Origin of the sequence: Pseudanabaena cinerea FACHB-1277 (assembly GCF_014696345.1) — a bacterium.
Lineage (GTDB): Bacteria > Cyanobacteriota > Cyanobacteriia > Pseudanabaenales > Pseudanabaenaceae > Pseudanabaena > Pseudanabaena cinerea.
In genome coordinates this window covers 14,546-35,065 of sequence record NZ_JACJPY010000017.1, presented here as the reverse complement: position 1 = coordinate 35,065, position 20,520 = coordinate 14,546, and the positions used below count along the sequence as shown (strand labels likewise).

The window sequence follows — 20,520 nt, the reverse complement described above, 5'->3', positions numbered from 1 at the left end:
CCTTTCAGGGATTGAAACGAAACACTATTGCCTCCAGTACCCAGACACAAAATCGCTTCAAAGCCTCTAAAACCCTTTCAGGGATTGAAACATACTTCAACTTTAGGGTATCAACCGTTTCAAGGCGCTTCAAAGCCTCTAAAACCCTTTCAGGGATTGAAACATCATCGAGGGACGACTGCGGATCGACAGTGTTGATCGCGGGCTTCAAAGCCTCTAAAACCCTTTCAGGGATTGAAACAGTGGATTGCACGATGAACAGATCCTCAAGGCGATGCTTCAAAGCCTCTAAAACCCTTTCAGGGATTGAAACAACATATGTGCTTGCTGCCAATGCTGAATAATCTAGCTTCAAAGCCTCTAAAACCCTTTCAGGGATTGAAACTCATAAAAGCTAGGCGGATCGACAAAATCTGGAACGCTTCAAAGCCTCTAAAACCCTTTCAGGGATTGAAACGAAACACTATTTTTGCCTCCAGTACCCAGACACAAGCTTCAAAGCCTCTAAAACCCTTTCAGGGATTGAAACTGATATTGAAAGAATTTTAGCGATACCCGATCAAGCTTCAAAGCCTCTAAAACCCTTTCAGGGATTGAAACCAAGAAATTCAGGCTGAATTGCCATTTGAGGCGGCTTCAAAGCCTCTAAAACCCTTTCAGGGATTGAAACATAAAATTCACCAGCGCCGCGACTAGCTTTTTGGCGCTTCAAAGCCTCTAAAACCCTTTCAGGGATTGAAACGTAGGATTGCCACTCTCATCAAAAAACTGACCACGCTTCAAAGCCTCTAAAACCCTTTCAGGGATTGAAACGCAGTCAGCATCAGCGATCGCCGCAGGGGATCTGCTATGAAGCTTCAAAGCCTCTAAAACCCTTTCAGGGATTGAAACCAGAAATCGTGACAGTACCGCGCTTTGCATTCCAGGCTTCAAAGCCTCTAAAACCCTTTCAGGGATTGAAACTTAAATGTCGAAAGTGAACTCAACGAACGCGAATGTATCTGCTTCAAAGCCTCTAAAACCCTTTCAGGGATTGAAACTTCCTATGTTCATGACTGCCATTGCTTTAAATCCTCGCTAGCTTCAAAGCCTCTAAAACCCTTTCAGGGATTGAAACGAGCGATCGCCCTGCATTACTGCCAAATAGCAATCGCTTCAAAGCCTCTAAAACCCTTTCAGGGATTGAAACTTTACCCTGCGATGCTTTGAGACCTAGCCTTAAAAGGCTTCAAAGCCTCTAAAACCCTTTCAGGGATTGAAACTATTCCAGCGAACTTGACAATGCTCTGCTTTGCCTGCTTCAAAGCCTCTAAAACCCTTTCAGGGATTGAAACTTTAAAAAAGAGATCAAGGTAGAGGCGGGGGCTAGCTTCAAAGCCTCTAAAACCCTTTCAGGGATTGAAACTGGATAGCGATCGCTGGATGGACTGATATTGAGGTGTGGGCTTCAAAGCCTCTAAAACCCTTTCAGGGATTGAAACTGGAATGAAACTGCAACAGCCTCGGCGATCGCTGCCGCTTCAAAGCCTCTAAAACCCTTTCAGGGATTGAAACATCTCGCATCAATATTTTATGGCGGGGGGTGCGCGCTTCAAAGCCTCTAAAACCCTTTCAGGGATTGAAACATAGCCGCAATTTCCTTTAGTAAAATTCATGGTGCTTCAAAGCCTCTAAAACCCTTTCAGGGATTGAAACAATCCATAGCTTTCAGGGAAAGCGTTCTCGATCGCATCTTCAAGGCTTCAAAGCCTCTAAAACCCTTTCAGGGATTGAAACTTGCCATGAGCCATTTACGCTATCAAATGAGCGCAGGAAGCTTCAAAGCCTCTAAAACCCTTTCAGGGATTGAAACGAAAACAGACTTTATTTCTTGCCGATGGGAATTGTGCTTCAAAGCCTCTAAAACCCTTTCAGGGATTGAAACGCGCTTGATCCAGTCTGAGAAAGTCAAGCGCAAAGCTTCAAAGCCTCTAAAACCCTTTCAGGGATTGAAACCAATTCTTCCGATTCTCTCTTAGCCTTAATTTCTGCTTCAAAGCCTCTAAAACCCTTTCAGGGATTGAAACTACTGCTATCAGCACGATTCATGCAACTGAATTGCGCTTCAAAGCCTCTAAAACCCTTTCAGGGATTGAAACGTGGTGGGAAGTGTTGTAGCGGTCATGGCGGTTGCTCCCGGCTTCAAAGCCTCTAAAACCCTTTCAGGGATTGAAACGCTACTTAGCCTACAGCGCGATCGCTTAGCGCGGCTATCTAGCTTCAAAGCCTCTAAAACCCTTTCAGGGATTGAAACTCGTATATTTAAATTCATGGAGCGAGGGAGAAAAGCTTCAAAGCCTCTAAAACCCTTTCAGGGATTGAAACGCAACCGATTTACCCGCCCTTGAAGCCCAGATTTTCGCTTCAAAGCCTCTAAAACCCTTTCAGGGATTGAAACAGATCTTGGGTATGGCTGTTTATAAGGTATTTGCAGCGCTTCAAAGCCTCTAAAACCCTTTCAGGGATTGAAACAAACATATCAAGTTCTTCTTGCGTGAATTCGGGGCTTCAAAGCCTCTAAAACCCTTTCAGGGATTGAAACCGCAAATTGACAGATGAGATCTTTGATCTCATACCGCTTCAAAGCCTCTAAAACCCTTTCAGGGATTGAAACGTTTTTGAACCGAACGAACCCTGCTGCTCCTGCGGCGCTTCAAAGCCTCTAAAACCCTTTCAGGGATTGAAACGGGCGCGATCGCTGTTGCCTTTAGGTCGCCCCTTGCGCGCTTCAAAGCCTCTAAAACCCTTTCAGGGATTGAAACACCACACCACGTTGATCGCTTCTGTAATATCAGGGGCTAGCTTCAAAGCCTCTAAAACCCTTTCAGGGATTGAAACATGGCTTTGTGTTCCTTTGCTTAACTTTCTATATAGCTTCAAAGCCTCTAAAACCCTTTCAGGGATTGAAACTTGGAATTGATAATGAATAATATCGACAATCACCTTGGCTTCAAAGCCTCTAAAACCCTTTCAGGGATTGAAACGATACTGAGGCAAAGCAAGCAGGGGACAGCATTAGGGATAGCTTCAAAGCCTCTAAAACCCTTTCAGGGATTGAAACTCAAATCTACGATCGCGAGATTGCAGAATTAAAGCGCTTCAAAGCCTCTAAAACCCTTTCAGGGATTGAAACTTATTGTTGCTCAGGAGGACTCGCCCCCTGTCTATAGCTTCAAAGCCTCTAAAACCCTTTCAGGGATTGAAACATAGTAAACAAGTCGATCGCTCTCCGAAAGATAAGCTTCAAAGCCTCTAAAACCCTTTCAGGGATTGAAACAGTGCCACTTGCAGGCGTGGGAAGTAGCAGCAATTGCTTCAAAGCCTCTAAAACCCTTTCAGGGATTGAAACCCAGATCCTCGGATGTTAGCCGCCCGAAAAGTGGTATAGAAGCTTCAAAGCCTCTAAAACCCTTTCAGGGATTGAAACTTAAGGTGTGGGCGATCCTTTTGCGCTTCAGCACATGGCTTCAAAGCCTCTAAAACCCTTTCAGGGATTGAAACTTTGAATATCACTTGAAGCAATCTGGACGGTTTATCGGCTTCAAAGCCTCTAAAACCCTTTCAGGGATTGAAACCAGGCAAAGAAATTTCAATTTTTTTTTCCTGCGCTTCTGCTTCAAAGCCTCTAAAACCCTTTCAGGGATTGAAACATCCCCTTTGGGCGCGGGTTGCTTTTTGGGGATAGGCTTAGCTTCAAAGCCTCTAAAACCCTTTCAGGGATTGAAACGGACTGCTCCAACAATCCATACCGATATTCCATAATGCTTCAAAGCCTCTAAAACCCTTTCAGGGATTGAAACCCAATATTCCATTTCAATGTAATTAAAGAGTGCGAGCTTCAAAGCCTCTAAAACCCTTTCAGGGATTGAAACGAAAAATAATTGATGAGCAGCGCCGCAATATTATCGCTTCAAAGCCTCTAAAACCCTTTCAGGGATTGAAACTGGAACTACACCACCCAGCAGATTGAAATTTGGGGCTTCAAAGCCTCTAAAACCCTTTCAGGGATTGAAACCATGCTTTACGATTCAGTATTTGGCATATTCAATGCTTCAAAGCCTCTAAAACCCTTTCAGGGATTGAAACAGTTGATTGCGCCTTACGCTCCTCTATAGCTTGTAGCTTCAAAGCCTCTAAAACCCTTTCAGGGATTGAAACGCCAAAAAAAGTCGTGGGGCGGCGCTAAAAGCTGCTGCTTCAAAGCCTCTAAAACCCTTTCAGGGATTGAAACAAATTCCACTGATTCACAAGGCTCAAACCCTGCGGCTTCAAAGCCTCTAAAACCCTTTCAGGGATTGAAACCTTTATTCGACTGGCAAGGCAAGATTTAGGCGATCGGCTTCAAAGCCTCTAAAACCCTTTCAGGGATTGAAACCAGGATCTTGCCCCGCGATCGCCTGAGATTGACTCTCGCTTCAAAGCCTCTAAAACCCTTTCAGGGATTGAAACAGTTGAAAAGCTGTTTAGCTGTTTGCCCTGCGGCGGCTTCAAAGCCTCTAAAACCCTTTCAGGGATTGAAACTTGCCCCAGTGCAGAAACGATCAGGCTTGCAATCAGCTTCAAAGCCTCTAAAACCCTTTCAGGGATTGAAACACGAAAAAGGGGGACATTAGAAATTAAACCCCACAGCTTCAAAGCCTCTAAAACCCTTTCAGGGATTGAAACCATGGCTTTGAGGGCAGCCCGTTCGATTTTATCCAGCTTCAAAGCCTCTAAAACCCTTTCAGGGATTGAAACAAGCAAATTTATTAGCGCGATCGTTGCCAAAAATAGCTTCAAAGCCTCTAAAACCCTTTCAGGGATTGAAACTTGGGCGGTAATGATCTAGAGGTGATTAATCGGAGGCTTCAAAGCCTCTAAAACCCTTTCAGGGATTGAAACCGCACCCTGTCCCAGATTGACCGCCTAAATATGGCGATTCGCTTCAAAGCCTCTAAAACCCTTTCAGGGATTGAAACTTGCTTAATGCAGTGCCAAAAATGAAGCCCTGTTTTGCTTCAAAGCCTCTAAAACCCTTTCAGGGATTGAAACTTCGTCCTCCTCCATCCGCCATTCGTACCCGTATTCGGTAGCGAGGCTTCAAAGCCTCTAAAACCCTTTCAGGGATTGAAACTAGATCTCTAATGCCTGTGGGCAAGATGATTTGATGCTTCAAAGCCTCTAAAACCCTTTCAGGGATTGAAACTTTTAATCTCATTGCCGATCGCCCGTTGGATATTGCCGATGCTTCAAAGCCTCTAAAACCCTTTCAGGGATTGAAACGTGCTAGTTGGTGGGCAGCACGATAGTACGATCCAGCTTCAAAGCCTCTAAAACCCTTTCAGGGATTGAAACCTGCGGCGAAATTACCGAGGATACCAGCCAATACTGCTTCAAAGCCTCTAAAACCCTTTCAGGGATTGAAACGCTGGCGAAAATCAGATCGCCTATAAAGTCGCCGATGCTTCAAAGCCTCTAAAACCCTTTCAGGGATTGAAACTCGACAGTTCAGAGTGAATATAATCGCTCCAAATCTGCGTGCTTCAAAGCCTCTAAAACCCTTTCAGGGATTGAAACAGCCTCAATCAATTTCTCATTGGCGGCGGCTAGCGCTTTCTGCTTCAAAGCCTCTAAAACCCTTTCAGGGATTGAAACGCACTTTAGCGAGATGATCTCCGAAATGGGGATTGGCTTCAAAGCCTCTAAAACCCTTTCAGGGATTGAAACATGGCTTAAATGGGTTGGATGGGTTGAGGTAACGGGCTTCAAAGCCTCTAAAACCCTTTCAGGGATTGAAACAATGCCTTCAAGATTCAAAGCCCAAAACTCTGCTAGTTTGTCCATGCTTCAAAGCCTCTAAAACCCTTTCAGGGATTGAAACAACGGGTTGACAAACACCCATTCCGTTATTGGGTCGAAGCAGCTTCAAAGCCTCTAAAACCCTTTCAGGGATTGAAACAGAATAGAAGCCTTGATCCTTCTCGCCTTGCGAGATCTGCGCTTCAAAGCCTCTAAAACCCTTTCAGGGATTGAAACGATGCTGCGTTCCCTAAATTCGGGGTTGACAATAGCTTCAAAGCCTCTAAAACCCTTTCAGGGATTGAAACTGTGGTTTCCCGCTTGCTTGAAAAGGCGATCGCCGCTTCAAAGCCTCTAAAACCCTTTCAGGGATTGAAACTGGGCGGTATGGAGAATTGAACCAACGCAACCAGAGCTTCAAAGCCTCTAAAACCCTTTCAGGGATTGAAACTGAGCAAATTCTCTCGCAGTCGGCACTCGCAGTTTGGCTTCAAAGCCTCTAAAACCCTTTCAGGGATTGAAACTTTTTCATCCTTGCCACTGCCAAGTTTTTGCAGGGCGCTTGGTTTTGGGCTTCAAAGCCTCTAAAACCCTTTCAGGGATTGAAACTTTTTCATCCTGCGTTTTTGCTTCTGCCACTTTCCAAAGCTTCAAAGCCTCTAAAACCCTTTCAGGGATTGAAACGATTTGGCGCGACTGCGTGGGGTTGCTGTTTTTGGCGCTTCAAAGCCTCTAAAACCCTTTCAGGGATTGAAACCCGCCTAGTGTCCCGTGTGGGGGCAATTCTCCGTTAAGCTTCAAAGCCTCTAAAACCCTTTCAGGGATTGAAACGCCTCAATGGGAAGGCTCAAAGGCTCAAACATGGAGCTTCAAAGCCTCTAAAACCCTTTCAGGGATTGAAACTTTTGCTCTCTCTCATACGAAAAGATACTTCCATGGGCTTCAAAGCCTCTAAAACCCTTTCAGGGATTGAAACCATATTGAACGATCTAAAAGAATGCTCGTTATATAGCTTCAAAGCCTCTAAAACCCTTTCAGGGATTGAAACAGGCTTCTAGACCGTATTTAAGATCGCCTGATTTAATGGCTTCAAAGCCTCTAAAACCCTTTCAGGGATTGAAACATCAAAAACAGCAGAATTTTGGATTAACAACGCTAAGCTTCAAAGCCTCTAAAACCCTTTCAGGGATTGAAACTGAGGGCTTCGTGGGTGCTGGTGGTGATTGGTGGGCGCTTCAAAGCCTCTAAAACCCTTTCAGGGATTGAAACTGCGATTCCGTGAGGTTAAAATCGGCGATCGTTTTCATGCTTCAAAGCCTCTAAAACCCTTTCAGGGATTGAAACAAAGTTTTTCGATTAGCTCGATCGCCCTGCGAACTTCAGCGCTTCAAAGCCTCTAAAACCCTTTCAGGGATTGAAACATGCAGGGCGATCGCTCGTTGCCTTTGGATGGCTGCGGCGATCGCTGGCTTCAAAGCCTCTAAAACCCTTTCAGGGATTGAAACTTGTCGGTAACAGGTAAATTAGATGCCTTAAAAGTGCTTCAAAGCCTCTAAAACCCTTTCAGGGATTGAAACTGATAATGAAGCAATCGCCGCAGGGCAATCTGCCAAGGCTTCAAAGCCTCTAAAACCCTTTCAGGGATTGAAACGGCTATCATCTAGGTTAGGGGGGATTTCTATCGCCATCACAGCTTCAAAGCCTCTAAAACCCTTTCAGGGATTGAAACGAAACTATCGCGCTTCATATTGACTTTCAACAACACAGCTTCAAAGCCTCTAAAACCCTTTCAGGGATTGAAACGGGGAAGTAGGCAACCCAAACCTGAGAAAAGGTTAGGCTTCAAAGCCTCTAAAACCCTTTCAGGGATTGAAACGCCTCAACAATTTCAGCCTTAGCAATTGGCTTAGGATGCTTCAAAGCCTCTAAAACCCTTTCAGGGATTGAAACTGAAGGGGAACAAGCTTTTGCCAATTATCAGGCGGCGAGCTTCAAAGCCTCTAAAACCCTTTCAGGGATTGAAACAGCGCCGTTGCTCAAAGGATGGCGGTAATGTGTAATAATTAGAGCTTCAAAGCCTCTAAAACCCTTTCAGGGATTGAAACCCTTAGACTGATTTGATACTGTCGATAGCTTTCTTTGCTTCAAAGCCTCTAAAACCCTTTCAGGGATTGAAACATGAGAACGTAAAATTCATATTCTACGGTGCTGATTACAAGCTTCAAAGCCTCTAAAACCCTTTCAGGGATTGAAACTGCCAGTGAAGCTTATAGAGGCGTTCCCTCAATGAGCTTCAAAGCCTCTAAAACCCTTTCAGGGATTGAAACCACGCCAAGTTCCACAGGAGGTAATTGTGGACGCTTGCTTCAAAGCCTCTAAAACCCTTTCAGGGATTGAAACACGATTTATCCAGATTGACTTTAGCCAACTATCTAGCTTCAAAGCCTCTAAAACCCTTTCAGGGATTGAAACATACCCTGATGTTCCTAGCATTGGTTGCCTCCCTAAGCCTTCAAAGCCTCTAAAACCCTTTCAGGGATTGAAACTGCAATCAGCTAAACGCTCTCAAAAAGGAACTCAATGCTTCAAAGCCTCTAAAACCCTTTCAGGGATTGAAACTTTTGGCACTCTAGCCATTACTTCTTTAATTAAAGGCATTGCTTCAAAGCCTCTAAAACCCTTTCAGGGATTGAAACATCAACTATCCAAACTTCCTAAAACGTGCTTGGGCTTCAAAGCCTCTAAAACCCTTTCAGGGATTGAAACGCATTGAAATATTCGGCGGCGGCTGGCGGTGTTGCTTCAAAGCCTCTAAAACCCTTTCAGGGATTGAAACCTACCCATCGCGATCTATCCTAATCAATCGCATGGGCTTCAAAGCCTCTAAAACCCTTTCAGGGATTGAAACCATCGCTTTGCAGGGCGCTTGGCTTTGGGCTTGCCGCTTCAAAGCCTCTAAAACCCTTTCAGGGATTGAAACTTTATCTTGTCGGGGGGCTAGAAAAATACGGGTGGCTTCAAAGCCTCTAAAACCCTTTCAGGGATTGAAACTTGAAATCACGGCTAACAACCACTGCCGAATTAATGCTTCAAAGCCTCTAAAACCCTTTCAGGGATTGAAACTAGTAACAGGCGATGGTGTAGGTGCGAAATTAGGGGCGGGGCTTCAAAGCCTCTAAAACCCTTTCAGGGATTGAAACCGTGTACTGTGATGGGGATAAAAACGGGAATACTGCCGTAAGCTTCAAAGCCTCTAAAACCCTTTCAGGGATTGAAACCAAAAACTCGGAAAGCTTCTTATTACGCGGGGAATTGGGGGCTTCAAAGCCTCTAAAACCCTTTCAGGGATTGAAACACTAGCTGGCGGTGGTGGTGAAATTATTGGGGGCGGCTTCAAAGCCTCTAAAACCCTTTCAGGGATTGAAACCTCCATTTACCTCATGTCTCCATTGGTAGGTGATGCTTCAAAGCCTCTAAAACCCTTTCAGGGATTGAAACACGAGATGTATCCATTATCGCAAGCATAATAAAATTCGCTTCAAAGCCTCTAAAACCCTTTCAGGGATTGAAACATATCGTCATCGGAAGTAACGCTAATGACGAAACCGCGGCTTCAAAGCCTCTAAAACCCTTTCAGGGATTGAAACGATAATCTTGAACTTGCTGCAATGTGTACCCAGGCTTCAAAGCCTCTAAAACCCTTTCAGGGATTGAAACAGATAATGATGCTATCGCCGCAGGTCTAGCGGCTAAGGCTTCAAAGCCTCTAAAACCCTTTCAGGGATTGAAACCTATTTAAGCGCCCCGATGGCACTAATTGCCCCTATGCTTCAAAGCCTCTAAAACCCTTTCAGGGATTGAAACAATACTAATGCGACAGCCATTAACAATTGTTACGGGTTGGCTTCAAAGCCTCTAAAACCCTTTCAGGGATTGAAACGTAGTGGATTCGCTTACTTCAATCACAATGAACTCTGCTTCAAAGCCTCTAAAACCCTTTCAGGGATTGAAACATATTCAAAGATAGGTTGTGTGACTGCGCTACGAGCTTCAAAGCCTCTAAAACCCTTTCAGGGATTGAAACGACATTCTAAATCAGAACTGATAAGTTAATTTGGCTTCAAAGCCTCTAAAACCCTTTCAGGGATTGAAACCGATACCACAAGCATTAGTGCTTACAAATCTTTGCCCTTCAAAGCCTCTAAAACCCTTTCAGGGATTGAAACCACAATACCCTCTTTTTCTGCCAACTCTTTGAGGTCGTTAGGCTTCAAAGCCTCTAAAACCCTTTCAGGGATTGAAACGTAAGCATCAAAGTCAATCGCACCAGAATTTATTAGGCTTCAAAGCCTCTAAAACCCTTTCAGGGATTGAAACCAAGGTTCAAGAATGCTTCTCGCGAAGGTGAATATTCTTCAAAGCCTCTAAAACCCTTTCAGGGATTGAAACAAATCGCATTGAGTAATCAATCTCAAGCGTCAAACGCTTCAAAGCCTCTAAAACCCTTTCAGGGATTGAAACTGGAGTAGATTGGGGATAAACCATCATCCTTACTGGGCTTCAAAGCCTCTAAAACCCTTTCAGGGATTGAAACCTAACTGTGCTGTTTGAAAATGCTGACAGTACAGCGCTTCAAAGCCTCTAAAACCCTTTCAGGGATTGAAACATGGGCTATTATACTGGCAACTGTATTGTCTGGTATAAAGGCTTCAAAGCCTCTAAAACCCTTTCAGGGATTGAAACAAAACCCGTGAGGCTGAAGTAATTGTCCCCGCCCAAGCTTCAAAGCCTCTAAAACCCTTTCAGGGATTGAAACCTATATGCCATAGACAATCTTTCAAAATATGGCTGGCTTCAAAGCCTCTAAAACCCTTTCAGGGATTGAAACTTATAATACAAAGCCCTAGCTTTACTTTTTTGCTGCTTCAAAGCCTCTAAAACCCTTTCAGGGATTGAAACTGATTTACCAAATTGAATTTCATCTTTTACCTCTTGCTTCAAAGCCTCTAAAACCCTTTCAGGGATTGAAACACTGAGATCGGCGGCGGCTTTTGTCCATGCAATTGTAGCTAGCTTCAAAGCCTCTAAAACCCTTTCAGGGATTGAAACTTCTAAAATCGTATTCGTATCCATCGCTACGGGATGCTTCAAAGCCTCTAAAACCCTTTCAGGGATTGAAACACGCCGATGTCACGCCGATGTCACGCGGTAGAGAAGAGGGCTTCAAAGCCTCTAAAACCCTTTCAGGGATTGAAACAATGCCGCAAGAAGCAACGGCGGCGAAATGAGTAGCTTCAAAGCCTCTAAAACCCTTTCAGGGATTGAAACGTGTGATTCGATCACCTTTTTGCAAGTAATTGGGATTTTGCTTCAAAGCCTCTAAAACCCTTTCAGGGATTGAAACCTAAGCGCTTCTTTTGCCTTAAAAGCGCCAATAGTGAAGGCTTCAAAGCCTCTAAAACCCTTTCAGGGATTGAAACTTTGCCTTTTGACCGAATCATAGATGCTAAACCACTGCTTCAAAGCCTCTAAAACCCTTTCAGGGATTGAAACAAGGGTTAGATGCTTGCAAATTGGCAGATCCAATGCTTCAAAGCCTCTAAAACCCTTTCAGGGATTGAAACCTTCTCCTTACAAATTCTGGGAACGTAGCCCTGCTTCTTCAGGCTTCAAAGCCTCTAAAACCCTTTCAGGGATTGAAACGAGACGCGATAAGGGGGCTTAACCCTATACTTACCCCTGAGGCTTCAAAGCCTCTAAAACCCTTTCAGGGATTGAAACTTCGCCCTTTGAGTTTTTTAATCTCATTAGCGATCGCCCGTGCTTCAAAGCCTCTAAAACCCTTTCAGGGATTGAAACACTTCAGTATTTGATCTAAGATCATTAAATTGTTCATGATGCTTCAAAGCCTCTAAAACCCTTTCAGGGATTGAAACTTGCAGGGGCTGGGCGCTGTAATGGGCGTACATCGCTTCAAAGCCTCTAAAACCCTTTCAGGGATTGAAACGATCGGAAGTTTCAAATCTACGATCGCGAGATTGCGCTTCAAAGCCTCTAAAACCCTTTCAGGGATTGAAACAAAAAAGATTTTATTTCTTGCCGATGGGAATTGTTTGGCTTCAAAGCCTCTAAAACCCTTTCAGGGATTGAAACTGCGGTTGAAAACTGCTTACAGACAGGGCTTGCGCTTCAAAGCCTCTAAAACCCTTTCAGGGATTGAAACATAAGGTTAAATTAAAAACGAACGGAGCAACCGCCGCTTCAAAGCCTCTAAAACCCTTTCAGGGATTGAAACTACGAGTCTGTCAACAAGACCATATACCTATACTGCTTCAAAGCCTCTAAAACCCTTTCAGGGATTGAAACCGACCGCAAAGCACGGGCAGCGCCGCGCTTTGTCTGCTTCAAAGCCTCTAAAACCCTTTCAGGGATTGAAACTCAACAAGCCATCTGGAGAGGAGAGGATTGCATAGGCTTCAAAGCCTCTAAAACCCTTTCAGGGATTGAAACTTGGCACAAGCGATCGCCCAATCAAGTCCCTGATAGCTTCAAAGCCTCTAAAACCCTTTCAGGGATTGAAACAGGCGATCGCGATTACGTTGCCACTGCTTGAATCGGCTTCAAAGCCTCTAAAACCCTTTCAGGGATTGAAACTTCGTATCCATCGCTACGGGATACGGACGACCAAGCTTCAAAGCCTCTAAAACCCTTTCAGGGATTGAAACGGGGTTCTTATAAGCATAGGTCGGGCGCTTGGGTAGCTTCAAAGCCTCTAAAACCCTTTCAGGGATTGAAACTTTGGACAACCAACCCCACACCGCCCGATGGATTTCAAAGGCTTCAAAGCCTCTAAAACCCTTTCAGGGATTGAAACTTTGCAGACTTGCTTGAGCTACATGATCGCCGCCGCTTCAAAGCCTCTAAAACCCTTTCAGGGATTGAAACTGATACTGCTTCCGCGTATTTTTCGCCCAAAGCGCTGCTTCAAAGCCTCTAAAACCCTTTCAGGGATTGAAACAATAGGTATCACCAAATTTATTAGCGAGATCGTTGCCAAGCTTCAAAGCCTCTAAAACCCTTTCAGGGATTGAAACTAAACTTCATTCAGAGTTTAGAAACGACCCAAAGATCGCTTCAAAGCCTCTAAAACCCTTTCAGGGATTGAAACCAATCAAGAAAACCTACCGATCGCCTCCATGCAAAGCTTCAAAGCCTCTAAAACCCTTTCAGGGATTGAAACCGAACAGAGAGATCGCATTGTCGTTGTCACCAGAATATTAGCTTCAAAGCCTCTAAAACCCTTTCAGGGATTGAAACTGATAAGTGGAATAGGTCAGCCAAGCACCATCCGCAGGCTTCAAAGCCTCTAAAACCCTTTCAGGGATTGAAACAATCCAATCACTTTGCCTCATACTGCCACCTCCAGCTTCAAAGCCTCTAAAACCCTTTCAGGGATTGAAACCCGTCCAATAATCCGTGCTGCTATTGGTTATGTTGGCTTCAAAGCCTCTAAAACCCTTTCAGGGATTGAAACTCATTGACAGACTCATAGACTCGCGGTAAGATTGCGCTTCAAAGCCTCTAAAACCCTTTCAGGGATTGAAACAGGGAGACTTTCGATAGTCTCCCATGTTTTTTCTGTTGCTTCAAAGCCTCTAAAACCCTTTCAGGGATTGAAACACTGCCTTAATAATCGTGTCGCGATCTGCCCCCGATTCGGCTTCAAAGCCTCTAAAACCCTTTCAGGGATTGAAACTCAGCCTTAGATTACCTTGGAGGCACATCTAGGCAAGAGATGCTTCAAAGCCTCTAAAACCCTTTCAGGGATTGAAACGAGTTTCTCCTGATACAAAAAAAGCCCCTCGCAATGCTTCAAAGCCTCTAAAACCCTTTCAGGGATTGAAACAAGTTTTTTAGAATACGATTTTTTGAGGGGCGAACTGCTTCAAAGCCTCTAAAACCCTTTCAGGGATTGAAACATGGCTTTGTGTTCCTTTGCTTAACTTTCTATATGCTTCAAAGCCTCTAAAACCCTTTCAGGGATTGAAACCATTAAAGCGACTATTACAGCTTTCTCTGATTACCGCTTCAAAGCCTCTAAAACCCTTTCAGGGATTGAAACAGCGTTTGGCAAAAACGTAATTTATGAGGTTAGGCTTCAAAGCCTCTAAAACCCTTTCAGGGATTGAAACTTCGGATATAGCCTTTATTGACTAAATGCTCAATGCTTCAAAGCCTCTAAAACCCTTTCAGGGATTGAAACTTGCCATGAGCCATTTACGCTATCAAATGAGTGCAGCTTCAAAGCCTCTAAAACCCTTTCAGGGATTGAAACTTATCGACTTGCAAGTATGAAATTTTCAAGGTGCTGCTTCAAAGCCTCTAAAACCCTTTCAGGGATTGAAACAGGAATACATACACACGCGATATATGTTAAAAACGAAAGCTTCAAAGCCTCTAAAACCCTTTCAGGGATTGAAACCAACACGCTCACGAATAACACTCTCATTCAAGTGCTTGAGCTTCAAAGCCTCTAAAACCCTTTCAGGGATTGAAACATCAGCGCGTGATACTTGGCTTGCTTGGCATAGGCGATCGGGCTTCAAAGCCTCTAAAACCCTTTCAGGGATTGAAACCGCTTTGAGAGCGATCGCGCCCAAAATATTCCAGAAGCTTCAAAGCCTCTAAAACCCTTTCAGGGATTGAAACTTGCTGTAAACTATAAGCTAGCCAAGATGCTACATTTTGCTTCAAAGCCTCTAAAACCCTTTCAGGGATTGAAACATCTTTTCTAAAAGCTTCTAACTCTTCTTTAGAACCTTTCGCTTCAAAGCCTCTAAAACCCTTTCAGGGATTGAAACTTTGCCCCTGCAAGATACGCACCAAATTTTGAAGCTTCAAAGCCTCTAAAACCCTTTCAGGGATTGAAACCTTCTATGTAGCGATGTACAAGTTTCATTTTATTGCTTCAAAGCCTCTAAAACCCTTTCAGGGATTGAAACGCTGTTTGTTCAGTCATTTGTTTTTCCATCATTACGCTTCAAAGCCTCTAAAACCCTTTCAGGGATTGAAACTCCAAGTTAGATCGGTAAGGTTTAGGGATACTTTGCTTCAAAGCCTCTAAAACCCTTTCAGGGATTGAAACACGCAAAACCAGACTAGGCAAAGATTTGTAAGCGCTTCAAAGCCTCTAAAACCCTTTCAGGGATTGAAACGACCTGCAACAGCGCAAATTAGACCTAATGGCGGCTTCAAAGCCTCTAAAACCCTTTCAGGGATTGAAACAGGGCATCAAAACGCTATCCGTAGCGCTGTATTTCGCTTCAAAGCCTCTAAAACCCTTTCAGGGATTGAAACATTCCAACTCTGAAGATGAGCGACAAGAGGAGCCGCCCAACAGCTTCAAAGCCTCTAAAACCCTTTCAGGGATTGAAACTTTTAGGGGATTAGAAAATAAAGATTTAATCATTAGCTTCAAAGCCTCTAAAACCCTTTCAGGGATTGAAACAGAACTGAGACTCAAAACTATGTAATTGTTAATAAGCTTCAAAGCCTCTAAAACCCTTTCAGGGATTGAAACTAAGATGTCCATGACATGGCACTTGCCGCCAATATTGCTTCAAAGCCTCTAAAACCCTTTCAGGGATTGAAACAGGGCTAGCAAATTAATCAAAAGTACCTTTTATAAGCTTCAAAGCCTCTAAAACCCTTTCAGGGATTGAAACGAAAGACTGTTAGAGGGCAAAAATTACCACTTACATAGCTTCAAAGCCTCTAAAACCCTTTCAGGGATTGAAACCCTTAGCACTTTCTCTAAACGCTGCTATAGGTGTGTTGGCTTCAAAGCCTCTAAAACCCTTTCAGGGATTGAAACAAATGACAGCCATCCATCAAATCCCGAAATTCGGGAGCTTCAAAGCCTCTAAAACCCTTTCAGGGATTGAAACAACATGGCGATCGCCCTTGGATTTCTGGCAGTGGCGGCGAGCTTCAAAGCCTCTAAAACCCTTTCAGGGATTGAAACATACCTGTGGGATAAAAAGAAGCTTGGCTGTCGTGCTTCAAAGCCTCTAAAACCCTTTCAGGGATTGAAACCAGCATTTTAACGCTGAACAATTGAAAGTTTTAAGCTTCAAAGCCTCTAAAACCCTTTCAGGGATTGAAACATGATGTTTTATTCTCACATTTCAGAACTGGAAGCTTCAAAGCCTCTAAAACCCTTTCAGGGATTGAAACGTCTTTAAACTTTCTTTTTGGCTTGACTTGGCATGACTAGGCTTCAAAGCCTCTAAAACCCTTTCAGGGATTGAAACTTTAATACTATGCTGCTAGGAATAATCATTTTATCTAGCTACGGCTTCAAAGCCTCTAAAACCCTTTCAGGGATTGAAACACGCGATTATTTAAGGTCATCGCAGTGTTTTGTATGTTGAGCTTCAAAGCCTCTAAAACCCTTTCAGGGATTGAAACCGTGCTAATTAGCTGTGTTTTGTCGCGCATGGTAGTAAGCTTCAAAGCCTCTAAAACCCTTTCAGGGATTGAAACACAAGCTTTTAAAATACACTTGTACGATAACAACTAGCTTCAAAGCCTCTAAAACCCTTTCAGGGATTGAAACGTAAGCAATAGAATCAGGAGAGGTGTTGTAATGAGCTTCAAAGCCTCTAAAACCCTTTCAGGGATTGAAACGAGATATACACTTTTTAAGGTGAATACTCTTAGGCTTCAAAGCCTCTAAAACCCTTTCAGGGATTGAAACACAAGCTTTTCACTTATAGAGGCTAATCTAGCCTTGCTTCAAAGCCTCTAAAACCCTTTCAGGGATTGAAACACGCCTTGAGCCACGCCTACCACTGAGAACACGCGCTTCAAAGCCTCTAAAACCCTTTCAGGGATTGAAACCATCGATAGAAAAACACCTTTACTAATTTTTTTCATTGCTTCAAAGCCTCTAAAACCCTTTCAGGGATTGAAACGCTCTGATTGCCGATGATCCTCGGATCGTCTCAAAGCTTCAAAGCCTCTAAAACCCTTTCAGGGATTGAAACTCAAATTTGTAAGTACTTTTCTGACTGCAATATTGGCTTCAAAGCCTCTAAAACCCTTTCAGGGATTGAAACTGAAGAGCATCATCCGCACCGAGGCGTAACCCATAGCGCTTCAAAGCCTCTAAAACCCTTTCAGGGATTGAAACTTTTGCAGCAGGTAGCCGCGCAACAAACAGGTGCGCTTCAAAGCCTCTAAAACCCTTTCAGGGATTGAAACTCAACCTCAACAACTTCAACCTCAACAACTTCGGGGCTTCAAAGCCTCTAAAACCCTTTCAGGGATTGAAACTTTGGCAAGCCACAAACCCATACAGGCGGATTGGGCTTCAAAGCCTCTAAAACCCTTTCAGGGATTGAAACAAACCACCGTCTCCAGCACAGCAAGCGGCTGATTGCTTCAAAGCCTCTAAAACCCTTTCAGGGATTGAAACTTGCCTGTATTAGCGTCAATTACGCCCCCCTTCCCGCTTCAAAGCCTCTAAAACCCTTTCAGGGATTGAAACAAGATGGACTAACCGATCCGACAAACTTTGCATATAGCTTCAAAGCCTCTAAAACCCTTTCAGGGATTGAAACGGGCTAAGCACTGCCAAAAAGCCAGCAACAGTCGCGCTTCAAAGCCTCTAAAACCCTTTCAGGGATTGAAACCCTAGTATTGGCAGTAAAAATACCGCCCTGCAACTGCTTCAAAGCCTCTAAAACCCTTTCAGGGATTGAAACGATCTTGGGGAGATGCCAAGCGCGGCGACTTTCAAGCTTCAAAGCCTCTAAAACCCTTTCAGGGATTGAAACGCCCCACATTTCCATAGCCCTAGTTTTTACGAGCTTCAAAGCCTCTAAAACCCTTTCAGGGATTGAAACTGGCGAAAAACTGCTCACTCAAGACCGCTCAAATTTTTTATGCTTCAAAGCCTCTAAAACCCTTTCAGGGATTGAAACTATCAAGTTCACATTTGCAAGCAGACCCCCCGTGCGCTTCAAAGCCTCTAAAACCCTTTCAGGGATTGAAACTAAAAAAGCTGTGCGATTCTTGCCCCACACCTTGGCTTCAAAGCCTCTAAAACCCTTTCAGGGATTGAAACTGGTTTATCGCGAGGCAACTGGTACGGAAATGCTCAAAGCTTCAAAGCCTCTAAAACCCTTTCAGGGATTGAAACGGGCATACTCCATACGATAAGCGCAAACCTAGACCTGCTTCAAAGCCTCTAAAACCCTTTCAGGGATTGAAACCGTTGCTTTCAACTTTTTCTGTGGGAATTTCGGCAATGCTTCAAAGCCTCTAAAACCCTTTCAGGGATTGAAACGTTCTTTTTAAATATGCTTCGCGCTTACGCGCAGCTTCAAAGCCTCTAAAACCCTTTCAGGGATTGAAACTTATAGTTACAAGTGAAGTTGCCAAAAATTACAAGCTTCAAAGCCTCTAAAACCCTTTCAGGGATTGAAACCGACTATGAATTACATAGAGATTGCATCGCTTGCAGCTTCAAAGCCTCTAAACCCCTTTCAGGGATTGAAACAAGGCGACTTATAATCAAATTCTTGGCATAGATCCAGCTTCAAAGCCTCTAAAACCCTTTCAGGGATTGAAACATCTTCATCCGTGCCTCAAAGAAATTGCTTACCGCGCTTCAAAGCCTCTAAAACCCTTTCAGGGATTGAAACTGAGCAGTGAATGTAAACGAGTTCATCTGTTGACCGGCTTCAAAGCCTCTAAAACCCTTTCAGGGATTGAAACAGCACTTTGGAAAAGCCCCTCACGCCGCTCTCCGAGCTTCAAAGCCTCTAAAACCCTTTCAGGGATTGAAACCCTATCTCTTGAATTGGTCCGATTGTTGCCAGATTGCTTCAAAGCCTCTAAAACCCTTTCAGGGATTGAAACTTAATATCGGTACTGAGTCAGCCCCCCGTGTGGTCGCTATGCTTCAAAGCCTCTAAAACCCTTTCAGGGATTGAAACCTAGTTTGTCCAGGTACAAGGACAGTGACAGTAATTAGCTTCAAAGCCTCTAAAACCCTTTCAGGGATTGAAACCTCACACTGAACGTAGATCACAGTCCCTTGGGTTACTGGCTTCAAAGCCTCTAAAACCCTTTCAGGGATTGAAACTATGTGCTTTTCTAAAGCAATCGCCTCATCTGCGCGAAGCTTCAAAGCCTCTAAAACCCTTTCAGGGATTGAAACTGTTTCTTGGCAACAGCAGCAGGGTCAAAAGATAAATGCTTCAAAGCCTCTAAAACCCTTTCAGGGATTGAAACGCATAGACCGCGATCGCCTTGTTAATCTCCTGAATAGCTTCAAAGCCTCTAAAACCCTTTCAGGGATTGAAACTGCAAGGGCAATCCGCCGATTCTAGATGCTGGGAGCGCTTCAAAGCCTCTAAAACCCTTTCAGGGATTGAAACCGATGTTAGCCATTGATACACCATCCTGAAGAGTAGCTTCAAAGCCTCTAAAACCCTTTCAGGGATTGAAACTTGTGCAATATGTTGAGTTGCAAGCCCAACGATTGCTTCAAAGCCTCTAAAACCCTTTCAGGGATTGAAACAGCATCAAAACGAGCAACTGCTGTGAATGGCTGACTGCTTCAAAGCCTCTAAAACCCTTTCAGGGATTGAAACAACACCTCCCTTTCGTCCATACTGGTGAAATTCAGGCTTCAAAGCCTCTAAAACCCTTTCAGGGATTGAAACATTTTGATGCAGTCGGTTAACTGCGCGATCGCGATGCTTCAAAGCCTCTAAAACCCTTTCAGGGATTGAAACATATCGGCACTGTCGAAATGGATTTTTACACCCTGCTTCAAAGCCTCTAAAACCCTTTCAGGGATTGAAACCAATTGATCACGACACTCCCATCATTGGCTGAAAACGCTTCAAAGCCTCTAAAACCCTTTCAGGGATTGAAACTTATTGAGATCGATTTCTCTCTCAGCAAATGCGCGCTTCAAAGCCTCTAAAACCCTTTCAGGGATTGAAACAGCGCAATATGATTGGGGTCTATATCGGTCTGAACAGCTTCAAAGCCTCTAAAACCCTTTCAGGGATTGAAACCAATAGTTGCGGGTAAGCCTTCTAGGGCATTCAAGCTTCAAAGCCTCTAAAACCCTTTCAGGGATTGAAACCACCCTGCGATCGCCGCTACTTTCAGGGTTAGCTGCTCAGCTTCAAAGCCTCTAAAACCCTTTCAGGGATTGAAACTAGCCTTTGGAACCCCAGTTGGTTTATTATTTTCAGGGCTTCAAAGCCTCTAAAACCCTTTCAGGGATTGAAACAGAGCGATCGCAAGGGCGCACCAGCACCCATACTGGCTTCAAAGCCTCTAAAACCCTTTCAGGGATTGAAACAGGAGCCACCAGAAGAAGATCCCGATTGGGTTAAGCTTCAAAGCCTCTAAAACCCTTTCAGGGATTGAAACTAGTGTGTCCCGCTAACCCGAAGTCACAGCTAAGCGCTTCAAAGCCTCTAAAACCCTTTCAGGGATTGAAACTTTAGCCATTACATAAGCCATTTCCTTGTGATATTGCCTTGCTTCAAAGCCTCTAAAACCCTTTCAGGGATTGAAACAGCGATGGTGACTTGCTAACCTTTTCATTGATTGCTTCGATGCTTCAAAGCCTCTAAAACCCTTTCAGGGATTGAAACATCGTCAAATAGATTT

1 CRISPR repeat array (running past both ends of the window) is annotated in these 20,520 nt (G+C 44.0%).

Annotated elements, in window-relative coordinates:
* Positions 1-20,520: direct repeats of the CRISPR family, unit length 37 nt; unit sequence GCTTCAAAGCCTCTAAAACCCTTTCAGGGATTGAAAC (it extends past both window edges: 824 nt to the left, 4,911 nt to the right).